13 protein-coding genes and 1 pseudogene are annotated in these 10,541 nt (G+C 71.8%); 6 read left to right on the top strand and 8 right to left on the bottom strand.

Going from position 1 to position 10,541, the window contains the following annotated elements; genetic code table 11:
* Both ASD62_RS19850 and ASD62_RS14380 read right to left on the bottom strand, forming a co-directional pair.
* A partial coding sequence (locus ASD62_RS19850) for an MASE1 domain-containing protein (protein ID WP_235530716.1) occupies window positions 1-994 on the bottom strand: 994 nt, incomplete at its 3' end.
* A 1-nt stretch (window position 995) separates the two neighbouring features.
* Complete coding sequence (locus ASD62_RS14380; protein ID WP_056916539.1) at window positions 996-1,424, bottom strand: PleD family two-component system response regulator; 429 nt, start codon at window positions 1,422-1,424, stop codon at window positions 996-998.
* Window positions 1,425-1,915: 491 nt separating this feature from the next.
* Here ASD62_RS14380 and ASD62_RS14375 point away from each other — a divergent pair, with 491 nt between their 5' ends.
* Together ASD62_RS14375 and ASD62_RS14370 are read left to right on the top strand one after the other, a co-directional pair.
* Window positions 1,916-2,638 (top strand): response regulator transcription factor, encoded by a 723-nt coding sequence (locus ASD62_RS14375; RefSeq protein ID WP_082553316.1) that lies wholly within the window; start codon window positions 1,916-1,918, stop codon window positions 2,636-2,638.
* A 16-nt stretch (window positions 2,639-2,654) separates the two neighbouring features.
* Window positions 2,655-2,876 (top strand): hypothetical protein, encoded by a 222-nt coding sequence (locus ASD62_RS14370; protein WP_157581491.1) that lies wholly within the window; start codon window positions 2,655-2,657, stop codon window positions 2,874-2,876.
* A 10-nt stretch (window positions 2,877-2,886) separates the two neighbouring features.
* Here ASD62_RS14370 and ASD62_RS14365 read toward each other — a convergent pair whose 3' ends face one another.
* The 4 genes from ASD62_RS14365 to ASD62_RS14350 form a co-directional block, all read right to left on the bottom strand.
* Window positions 2,887-3,309: a response regulator transcription factor gene (locus ASD62_RS14365; RefSeq protein WP_056916536.1), complete on the bottom strand. Its 423-nt coding sequence runs from the start codon at window positions 3,307-3,309 to the stop codon at window positions 2,887-2,889.
* Window positions 3,310-3,475: 166 nt separating this feature from the next.
* Window positions 3,476-3,724 (bottom strand): hypothetical protein, encoded by a 249-nt coding sequence (locus ASD62_RS14360; protein ID WP_056916535.1) that lies wholly within the window; start codon window positions 3,722-3,724, stop codon window positions 3,476-3,478.
* 65 nt (window positions 3,725-3,789) lie between these two features.
* Window positions 3,790-4,233 carry a MarR family winged helix-turn-helix transcriptional regulator gene (locus tag ASD62_RS14355; protein WP_235530715.1) on the bottom strand — a complete coding sequence of 148 codons (444 nt, stop codon included), beginning with the start codon at window positions 4,231-4,233 and terminating at the stop codon, window positions 3,790-3,792.
* A gap of 272 nt (window positions 4,234-4,505) precedes the next feature.
* Window positions 4,506-4,958: a response regulator gene (locus ASD62_RS14350; RefSeq protein WP_056916533.1), complete on the bottom strand. Its 453-nt coding sequence runs from the start codon at window positions 4,956-4,958 to the stop codon at window positions 4,506-4,508.
* A 759-nt stretch (window positions 4,959-5,717) separates the two neighbouring features.
* Between ASD62_RS14350 and ASD62_RS21020 the strand changes: the two are divergent.
* Window positions 5,718-6,352, top strand: a pseudogene (locus ASD62_RS21020) (histidine kinase dimerization/phospho-acceptor domain-containing protein); the annotation flags it as partial.
* Window position 6,353: 1 nt separating this feature from the next.
* Window positions 6,354-6,578: ATP-binding protein (locus ASD62_RS20780; RefSeq protein ID WP_235530714.1), on the top strand; the 225-nt coding region annotated here is incomplete at its 5' end.
* Here the strand turns inward: ASD62_RS20780 and ASD62_RS14340 are convergent.
* Window positions 6,547-7,236: a response regulator transcription factor gene (locus tag ASD62_RS14340; protein ID WP_056916531.1), complete on the bottom strand. Its 690-nt coding sequence runs from the start codon at window positions 7,234-7,236 to the stop codon at window positions 6,547-6,549. The genes ASD62_RS20780 and ASD62_RS14340 overlap by 32 nt on opposite strands.
* Window positions 7,217-7,954, bottom strand: a complete 738-nt coding sequence (locus ASD62_RS14335; RefSeq protein ID WP_157581489.1) for a phosphatase PAP2 family protein — start codon at window positions 7,952-7,954, stop codon at window positions 7,217-7,219. The genes ASD62_RS14340 and ASD62_RS14335 overlap by 20 nt, the downstream gene beginning before the upstream one ends.
* Before the next feature lie 174 nt (window positions 7,955-8,128).
* On the opposite strand from ASD62_RS14335, the gene ASD62_RS14330 reads away from it, so the two are divergent.
* Window positions 8,129-9,175 (top strand): flippase-like domain-containing protein, encoded by a 1,047-nt coding sequence (locus tag ASD62_RS14330; RefSeq protein ID WP_056916529.1) that lies wholly within the window; start codon window positions 8,129-8,131, stop codon window positions 9,173-9,175.
* Complete coding sequence (locus ASD62_RS14325; protein WP_162254771.1) at window positions 9,172-10,419, top strand: glycosyltransferase family 4 protein; 1,248 nt, start codon at window positions 9,172-9,174, stop codon at window positions 10,417-10,419. The genes ASD62_RS14330 and ASD62_RS14325 overlap by 4 nt, the downstream gene beginning before the upstream one ends.
* Window positions 10,420-10,541: the final 122 nt, after the last annotated feature.

Below are 10,541 nucleotides of genomic sequence, written 5' to 3'. Positions count from 1 at the left end.
AGGCGTCCTCGCAACGCAGGATGAACATGCCCAGCATCGCGTCGGCGAACCCGTGCCGGAACACCTCCTCGCTCTCGCTGACCCGGGCCAGCAGCTCACGGCGCTGCATGACCGTCAACGACAGGGGCAGCACGGTGAAGGCGCACACGGCCAGGAACGCCTGCACCAGCGAGGCGACGGTCTCGGGCCGGAGGTTCGACCCGGACGCGCTGAGGGCGAACGGCCCGTGGCCGCGAGCAGTGAACACGCTGACGAGCACCCCGACGCAGAGCAGCTGCAGCGAGGTCGTCCGCAGGGAGTTGCGCAACGCGCTCCAGACCAGGACGGGGATCGCCACGAACGCTACGGGAACCTGCTGGGTGAGGCCGAACACCACCGAGGTGCTCACGACGACGCCGGTCCACTGAACGACCCGCTCCCACGGCCGGCGGTGGATGGTCGGACCGGTGCGCAGGAACAGGGGGAGGATCACCAGCAGGGCTGCGAGGTGGGACGCGGCGACCGAGCGCGCGGTGGGCAGGAACGGTGCCGGCGTGAACGCCGTGGCACTGAGCCCGCCGAGCGCGCCCGCCACCACCGCACCGCAGAACGCCGCGAGCAGCAGTCGCCAGAAGTCCTGCATCGTCCGCAGCGAGCGCCCCTGGCCGCCGTAGCCGAACATCAGCAGCGCGACCACGACGCACTCGGCCAGGTTGGCGAAGGCGAAGCCCGCGGCGGAGGGCACGTGCCGGCCACCGATGACGTTGGCGGACAGGCACACCAGCCAGATGCCGGCGAGCATGACCACCCGCTGGCGGCCGCGGGTGAGGAGCACCCCGCCTGCGCTCACCCCCGCCGCCGGCCACCACGCAGCCACGGTGGAACCCACCGGCGCCAACCGGACGGACGTCAGCATGAGGACGAAGACGACCGCGAGGACCGCGACACCGACGGCCACCTCCCTCGGGCGACGAGGGAGGCCCTTCCCGTATGCGGTGAGGCCGGCGGTGGCCACGTCAGCAGTCCCCCTGCATCGGCAGGTCGGGGATCACGACCGGTGCGGGAAGTGCAAGTGCGGCACGCTCGGTGAGCAGCTGGGCGACCACCGCCATGATGTGCGCCGGGCTGAACGGCTTGGTCACGTAGTGGTTCGCACCGGCCAGCAGGCCCGCGTCGATCTCGAACGGCGACGTCCGCGAGCTGACCAGGATCACGGGCACGTACACCAGGTGCCGCTGCCGCCGGATCCACCAGCAGACCTCGATGCCGCTCAACCCGGGCATCTGGACGTCGAGGAGGATCACGTCCGGGGTGATGTCCTGCAGCCTCCGCACCGCCTCACGGCCGTCCTCCACGAGGACGGTCTGGGCGCCGGTCCTGCCCACGGCCAGCGACAGGAGATCGCGGATGTCCGCGTCGTCGTCGGCGATCAGGGCAAGGGGCATGAGTCCACGATCTCCCATCACGTGCAGGGACGGGCTCGAAATGGAGGGGGAACCATCACGAGCCCGTCCCGGGGCAGTGACGGCAGGTGCGATCAGGGGTCTCGCACCGCCGCCGTCTTCGGTGACGTCCGCGCGCCGACCGGGGGACGTCGGCACGGGTTCATCAGGGGGGTGGACGGACTCGAAGAGTGCAGGGAGGTCTCTACGAGTCCGTCCGGTCGCCGGGGTCCTGCAGGGGGGAAATCCAGGACCGTCATGACCGGCACCGCGTGGTGCCGAGACCCATTCTGCGACGGTCGGCGTGAAGGATGCGATGAGCAACCCCCCGCACCGCGTGAAGATGGCGTGAAGATCCACGAACGTCCTGGCCGACGAGGGCCAGCGGGAGCGACCGCGCGCCAGGTATGCCGTCGCGATGCCGACCCACGCGTCCACCTGTGAGCTACGTCGATTGTGCCCCTTGTGCACCTTTGTGTCTCTAGACTCACGGAATGGCTCGACTGATGGTGGTCGATGACGAGGCGCAGATCGTGACGGCGCTGACCCGCGGCCTCCAGCGGGAGGGATACGACGTCGACGCGTCCCGGAACGGACTCGATGCCGTCTCCCTCGCCGCGTCCAGCGCCCCGGACCTGATCGTGCTCGACCTCAACCTCCCGGACATCGACGGGATCGAGGTGCTGCGCCGGATCCGCTCGTGGAGCTCGGTCCCGGTCCTGATCCTCTCCGGCGACGGGGAGGAGGAGCGCAAGATCGCGGCTCTCGACGAGGGCGCTGACGACTACCTCGAGAAGCCGTTCAGCCTGGGCGAGCTCCGCGCCCGCGTGCGGGCGCTGCTCCGGCGGTCGGGCGCCACCCCGGACTCGGCCACCCTCAGCACGGACGGCCTCGACGTGGACCTGGCCATGAAGACCGTGGAGCTCGACGGCGTCGCCCTGCGGCTCACCCCGACCGAGTGGCGCCTGCTCGAGCTGTTCGTGGCGCAGCCGGGCAAGCTGCTGACGCACCAGTGGCTGATCGCCCGCATCTGGGGCGCCGGCCACGGTGAGGAGACGGTGCAGACCCTGCGGGCCCACCTGCGCTCGTTGCGGGCCAAGCTCGGCGACGACTCCAAGGAGCCGCGGTTCGTGCGCACGGAGACCCGGATCGGCTACCGCTGGGTGCCGACCGTCGTCGCCGGCGTCGCCCAGGCAGGGACCGGCCAGGGTGGGTGAGCCCGTGGACCACCGCGTGCGGAACACGCTGGCCGCCCTGCGCGGCTACCTCGAGCTGGCCAGGGAGGCAGCCCGCGGTGAGGCGGGTCGGCCGGAGGACGTCGTGCGCGACCTCAGCGACGGCCTTGCGTCGCTGACCAGGCTCGAGCACCTCCTCGGGGTGCACGCGGACGACGGCAGCGCCGACCACGGCGAGGGCGCCCACAAGGACGTCGAGGACGTCAGGGACGAGGGATAGCCCCCAGGCCTCAGAGCCGGGTCGCCTCCGCGAACCGCTCGGGGAACGGAAGGTCCGGTGACACCGAACGGATCGCCCGTGCCACGACGGTGAGCAGGGCACGGGTCTGGAACGGCTTGCGCACCACGGCGAAGGCCCCCACCTCGAGCGCCTCCACCTCGATCTCGGTCTCGACCGAGGCCGTGAGCATGACCGCCGGCACCGTGGCGCCCGTGTGACGCATGGTGGTCAGGACCTCCATGCCGTCGACGTCGGGCATGCGCAGGTCCAGGACCAGGCAGTGCGGGTCGACGTCCGACACGGCCGCCAGGGCCGCGGCCCCGTTGCCGACGGTGGTGACCCGGAGCCCGACGTAGGAGAAGACGCGCTCGATGAGGATGCGGATGTCCTCATCGTCCTCCGCGACGAGGAGACGGACGTCCTGGCTCTCCAACGCGCCCCCCTTTATCCCTCATCACGGCTTTTCGCCACCCCGGAGAATTGTCACACAGGACTTCGGAGACCACCGGGGTTCAGGTGGGCCGTCCGGGCCGTGGACGATCGGGGCGGGTGGTCAGTGGTGCAGGTCATCCAGGGGGCAGCCGGGGGCAGCCGGCGGGTCAGCCGGAACGGTCGCCCGGGTCGCGGTCGTCGCCGACGGTCACGGTCCACCCCGCGCCGCAGGCGAAGCACTTGTACCCGGGGTTGTCGCGCCGGATCGAGCTGCCCGGCCCGCGGTCGGCCGACTGCACGACGGTCGTCTTCTCGCTGCCGCACGACGGACAGTGGACGCTCCAGTCGGCAGCACGCGACCGCGCATCGGACCTCGACTCGACCTCGCTCTCGGACTGCCTGCTGCCCCACGACATCGAATAGTCCGAGTTCGGGCTGCTCGGTTGCCGCCTGTCCTCGGGAACTCTCGAACGGTTCGGGCTCATGACGCCTCCGCCACGAGGTCGACGACGAGGGCGCGCAGCGCGTCGCGCAGCTCGCCCAGGTCCTCACTGCACAGGCGGGTCTGGTCCACCACGTCGTACTGCGCCAGCGAGGCCCCCTGCTCGAGCTCGCGACCCTCGGGGGTCAGCGACACGATCGTGACCCGGGCATCGGCACCGTCGACCTGGCGCTCCACGAAGCCGGCGCTCTCGAGTCGGCGCAGCAGCGGGCTGAGGGCGTGGGTCGACAGCTGCAACCTGCCGGCGATGTCGCTGATCGGGCGGTGGTCGGACTCCCACAGCACCATCATCACGAGGTACTGCGGGTAGGTGAGACCGATGCGCTCGAGCAGCGGACGGTAGGCACGGGTGATCTGGTTGGTCGCCGCATACAGGGCGAAGCACAACTGGTCGTCGAGCCGAAGATTGGTGGGGGTGGTCACGAGCGCTCCTTCCGGCCGGGACAGAATATACATCACGCGCGATGTATTCGACTCCACGCCCAACGGGAGAGCCCGGGGCAACGGAACCGGACGATCGACCCCTCCGGTCCCCGGGTCACAAGTGGGTCAACTTGTGCCCCGACATCTGCCAAGACGCTTCCCCCGGGGACCGACGGCGGCCCACACTGGGCCTGCCGCCGACGCGGGGTCAGCATCCGGGGGGATGGCTGATCCCGCGGCGGCACCAACAGGTGCCGGGCCGCGCCGTCCGCTCAGCGGGCCAGACCGAGGTCCGGTATGACGACGGCGGTCGGGGCGCGCAGGGCCGGCGTCGGCGCCGGGCGGCTCGTCCGGAACTTGGCGATGACCCCGAGGATCTGGGCCTGGGTGAACGGCTTCGTGACGTAGTGGTTCGCGCCGGCGAGCAGCCCGGCGTCGATCTCGAAGGGCGACGTGCGGGCGCTGACGAGCACGACGGGCACGTGGGCGAGGTGGCGCTGGCGCCGGATCCACCAGCAGACCTCGATGCCGCTCAACCCGGGCATCTGGACGTCGAGCAGGATGAGGTCGGGGTGCAGGTCCTCGAGCAGCTGGACCGCCTGCCGGCCGTCCTCGGCCAGGACCGACTGGAGCCCGGCCGTGCCGACGGCCAGGGACAGCACTCCGCGGATGTCCTCGTCGTCATCGGCGATCAGGGCGATCGGCTGCCCGCTCGGGCCCCTCATCCGGCCGCCACCGTCGGCGCACGTCGAGCACCCAGGACCCTCGGGGGAACCAGTGTCGACACAGTGCTCGCGCCTCCTACGACGGTGCGGACAGGAGGTGATTGAATTTACCGCCGGCGCTCGAAGCGTGAGGCGTGATTGGGAAATCCCTTCCCGTCCGAGGCTCAGGGTCACTTCAGGACGTCGCTGCTAGCCTGCCTGCCCACATCCAGACCGACGGGGCTTCGCGTGAGACGTTGGAACGCTTGGTCACTGCAGCGCCGTGTCCTGGTGGTCTCCGCGGCCGCAGCGACGATCGTCATCGTCCTCGGCGTCGTGGCCTTCGCCACGGCCCTCGACCGCATCCTCTACAGCGCCGCCCAGGAGGCGGCCCGCAGCCGTGCCACCGAGATCAGCGCCACGATCGCCGGCGGCGAACGGTCGGCCGACCTCGCCCTCCTCGACGTGACCAGCCAGGGTTCGCTCCTGCAGGTCATCGACAGCCAGCAGCGGGTCGTCGCGTCGTCCGAGTCGGCCCTGGCGCGGTCCCCGCTCACGGCCCTGCGCCCCGCTCCGGGATCGGTCGACGTGGCCCAGGAGGCGACGATCCCCGGTGAGGTGGGCGAACCCCACGCCGTGGTCGCGCAGGGCGTCGCCGACCCGTCGGGGGCGGCATACGTGGTCGTGGTGGCCAACCCGCTCGACGTGGAGGCCAACACGGTCCGCACCGCCACGCTGCTGCTCGCGCTGGGCGCGCTCGCGGTGCTGGTCCTCCTGCTCATGCTGATCAGCCGGATCGTCAAGCAGGCCCTGATGCCGGTCGAGCGCATCCGCAGCGAGGTCGCCCGCATCACCAGGGTGCGCGGGCGGGGTCACATCACCGTGCCGCCGACCGGCGACGAGATCGCCCGGCTCGCCCAGACCATGAACCTCATGCTGGCGCGGTTGGAGCAGGCGGACGCGACCACGCGCAGGTTCATCTCCGACGCCTCCCACGAGCTGCGCAGCCCCCTGGCCACCATCCGCGCCGCGATCGAGGTGTCGCGCTCGGACCCCGACCGGGACGCCGTCATCCACGGCGAGGTCCTGCGGATGCAGCACCTCGTGGAGGACCTGCTGACCCTGGCCAAGGCCGACGACGGCCTCCCGCTGACCCTGCAGGAGGTGGACGTCGACGACCTGCTCGAGGGCGAGGTCCGCCGGCTGCGCGCCACCGGCGAGGTCCCGGTGACGGCCTCGATCACCGCGTCCCGCGTCGTGGGCGACCGCCTCAAGCTGGGCCAGGCGCTGCGCAACCTCGTCGACAACGCGGCCGCCCACACCCAGGGCGGCGTGTTCCTCGGCGTGCAGCCGCAGGGGGACGACGTGGTCATGACCATCGACAACGACGGTCCGCCGGTCCCGCTGGAGCAGCGNCGGTTCGCCCGCCTCGAGGAGTCGCGCGAGCGCGACAGCGGCGGGAGCGGGCTGGGGCTGGCCATCGTCCGGACGATCGTCGAGGCGCACGGCGGTGTGGTGCGGGCGACCGAGACCCCGGACGGTCAGTGCCGGTTCGAGGCTCGTATCCCCGTGGTGCCGGCGCCGGTCACCGCGGAGGCGACCGAACCGGTCACTGGGGCGTTCCGCCAGACACCGCCATGAGCCGGTAGCCCATCCCCCGCACCGTCTCCAGGGACGTGACACCGAAGGCGACGTCGATCTTGCGGCGCAGGTAACCGACGTAGACCTCGACGATGTTGTCGCTGCCGTCGAAGGCCTGGTCCCAGACGTTGTCGAGGATCTCCGCCTTGGACAGGACCACCTCGGGGTGGCGCATCATGAACTGCAGGACCGCGAACTCCTTGGCAGTCAAGGCGATCGAGTGCCCGTTGCGGCTGACGGTGCGCTTGTTCGGATCGAGCTGCAGATCCCCTACCGCAAGCTCGACCGGGCGGACGGGGGCACCGCGACGCACCAGGGCGCGCAGCCGCGCGACCAGCACGAGGAAGCTGAACGGCTTCGTGAGGTAGTCGTCGGCCCCGAGGTCGAACGCGTCGGTCTGGTCGTAGTCGCCGTCCTTGGCGGTGAGCATCATCGCGGGCGTCCAGATCTTCAGCTCGCGGATGTTCTTCAGCACGTCGTAGCCGTTGCGACCGGGCAGCATGATGTCCAGCACCATGACGTCGTAGGGGCTCTCCGTCGCGAGCCACTGACCGGTGATGCCGTCGTGGGCGACGTCGACGACGAACCCCTCGTTCGTCAGGCCGCGGCGCAGGGTCTCCGCCAGGGCCTTCTCGTCCTCAACGAGCAGGACCCGCATGGGCTGCACCCCTCACGTCGTGCTGCTGCCGCCGGGCCGACCCCACGGTGAGGGCGAGGCCGAGGACTCCGACAGCCAACACCCAACCCGCGATGACGTCGGTGGTCCAGTGGTAGCCGAGGTAGACCCGGCTCGCCCCGATCGCGGCGCTGGCGAGCGCCCACACGGCCACGGCCGCCACCCGGCCACGCCGGTGGGCCCGCGGCCAGAGGACCAGCATCACCACGAGCCCGATGAACACGGTCGAGAACAACGTGTGGCCGGAGGGGAACGAGTACCCTGTGTCGACCGGCCCCACGACGAACGCGGCCGGCGGGCGGTGCCGCCCCAACAGGTGCTTGACGCCGAGCGTCAGGACCCCCGCGGCCGCCATGGTCGCACCGAACAGGACCGCCCGGGCGCGTTCCCGCCAGACGAACCACAGCAGGGCCAGGGTCACCACGGTCAGCAGGCCGATGGCCACCTCGCTGCCCACGGTGCTGACGACCTCCGCGGCGAAGGTGAGGCCGGGGACTCTCAGGTCGGCCACGGAGGACGCGATGCCGGGGTCGTACGACGTGAGGTCGGCGTTCTCCGTCACCCCGTCGACGAGGCCGGCGAACCCGGCCAGGGCCGCGGCAGCGACACCGGCTCCGGCGAGGGCCGGGGTGCGCGACGAGGTCACCACCAGCGCGCCGGGCACGGCGAGCCGGGGTGCGGCAACGGGTCGACGGCTCACAGGTTCACGCGCTCACTCTCTGGTCGCCGGTAAGGTCACCGGCCAGCGGTCAGGATCACACCACTGTCCCGCTGGCCGCCTGAACGATTCCTGAGGAAACTCTCTCAGGAACCGTTCAGGACCGCCGGGCCACAGTGTGGTGACGTGGACCGAGGTCGGCATCGAGGGGCAGTCATGGACAGGAACGCCGCGCGCGTGGTCGCGGACCGCGCCTCCGTGCCCCTGCGTGCCATCGCCGCCATGTCGCTCGCCCTCACCGTCCTGTGGTGGGCCCTGCCGAAGGTCGCCGGGGTCGGCTGGGGGCAGATCGGCTCGACCATCGGCGACATCTCGGCCCGCGTCGCCGTCGGGCTCGCCCTGCTCTGGGCCTGCGGGCTCCTCGCCCACTCCTTCGTCCTCACCGCCGCCCTGCCGGGGCTGAGCCGACGGCGCGCCCTGACCCTGAGCCTCACCGGCAGCGCGGTGTCCAACGTCATCCCGTTCGGCGGCGCGCTCGGTGTGGCCCTCAACTTCACGATGGTGCGCGCCTGGCGGTTCCACCGCAGCGCCTACGCCACCTTCGTCATGGTCACCAACGTCTGGGACGTGCTGGCCAAGCTCGCCCTCCCCCTCGTCGCCGTCGTCATGATGACCGCGGCGGGCGCGCTGCCCGGCCGGGCGTTGCAGACGTGGGCGATCGTGGGTGCGGCCCTGATCGCCGCGCTCGTCGCGGTCGGTGCGGCCCTGCTCACCAGCGACCGGCTCGCCACCGGCGCGGCCCGCCTGGTGGCGGCGGCTGCTCGCCGTGTCCGCCGTGGTGACGGCGTCTCCGCGGCGCAGGTCCAGGTCGAGCTGCTGGAGTCGCGTGACCGCGTCCGCGGGATCGTCAGCGCCCGCTGGCCGCAGCTCACCACGGGGATGGCCGCATATGTCGCGCTCCAGGGCGCGCTGCTGTGGTGCTGCCTGCACGCGGTCGGCATCGACCTGCCCGTGTATGCCGTCATCGCCGCCCTGGCCACGGACCGCGTCCTCAGCCTCATCCCCCTGACGCCCGGCGGCGCGGGGTTCGCCGAGGTGGGGACCGCAGCCGCGCTCATCGGGTTCGGTGCCGACCCGCTCGGGGTCGCCGCGGGGGTCCTGCTCTACCGCGCCTTCACCTTCCTCCTGGAGATCCCCGTGGGCGGCGTGTGGCTGGGCTGCTGGTTGGCCCTGCGGCCCCGGTCCGGGACGGCGGCCGCGTGAGGATCCTGCACGCGACCGACACCTACGGGCCCACCGTCGGCGGCATCGAGGTGCTCGTCCGGGCCCTGGCCGAGAGCCAGGCCGCGGCCGGGCACGAGGTCACGGTGCTCACCCGGACCCCGGGCCCTGCCGATGTCGGTGGACCCGTCGAGGTGTGCCGCGACCCCCGCGCGTTCGCCACCCTCCTCGCCTGCACCGACGTCGTCCACGGTCACGTCTCTGCCTACTCCCCCTTGGCCCTCCGCTCGGTCGAGTCGGCGGCCAAGGCGGACGTCGCCGCCGTGGCGACCGTCCACTCCGTCTGGGGCAGCGCCTGGCCGTTGTTCAGGGCGTGCGCTGCCGTCCGGGGGTGGCCAGACCTGCCGATCCAGTGGGCGGCCGTGAGCGACGTGGCCGCAGGCCCGGTCCGCCGGGCCATGGTCGGCCGCGACGTGCTCGTCATCCCGAACGCCGTCGACACGGCCTACTGGACACCGGCGCTCCCGGCCCGGGTCTCCCGCCACGTCATCCTCGTCTCGGTGATGCGGATGAGCCACCGCAAGCGACCCCTGGAGCTCGTGGCGGCGCTGCACCGCATGCAAGGGCTCGTCCCCGCGGGCACCGCGGTCACCGCCCTCCTCGTCGGCGACGGACCGCTCCTGGGGCGGGTGCGACGACGGATCAGGCGCCTGGGCATGGCGGACTGGGTGCACGCCCCCGGCGACCTGTCGCACCGACAGCTGCGCGACGTCTACCGTCGCGCGGACGTGTACGTCGCTCCCGCGACCCTGGAGTCCTTCGGCCTCGCGGCGCTGGAGGCGCGTGCCGCAGGGTTGGCGGTCGTCGCCCGGCACGGCACCGGTGTCACCGAGTTCGTCACCCACGGCGTCGAGGGCCTGCTGGCCGGCGATGACCGGGAGCTCGCGGAGCACCTCGCCCGCCTGTGCACCGACGACCTGCTGCGGCAGCGCATGGTGCGACACAACCACCACGTCCCACCACCCCTGGACTGGTCGCAGGTCAGCGAACGCAACACCGCCGCATACGTGCTGGCGGGTGCGGTCGACTCGCGACCGGCCACCCCCACGACCTCGCCCAGCACGCCCCCGTCGACCCCCCTGCCGGCGGGTGGTTCGTGGGCGAGGACGGACCAGTCCGAAATCAGCGACCCCTGCGCTGTCGGCTGGTCGTCGGTGCCTGGCGGTCTCGACCGCCAGGCACCGACTCCCCTCCCCCTGAGCCGGACGGCAGCCCGACCGAGCTGAACGTCGGTCAGCCGAGGGTGGTCACCGGGACCCCGAACCTCGCGACGCGACGGACGACGTCGTGGTGACCCCAGGACCTGGTGCGCGTGGTCGGCAGGGCCAGCAGGATCTCGTCGACCGGC

Source organism: Phycicoccus sp. Root563 (genome assembly GCF_001427915.1).
Classification (GTDB): domain Bacteria; phylum Actinomycetota; class Actinomycetes; order Actinomycetales; family Dermatophilaceae; genus Pedococcus.
Note: the sequence above shows the minus strand (reverse complement) of the source record. Positions and strands in the feature narration are given on the sequence as shown.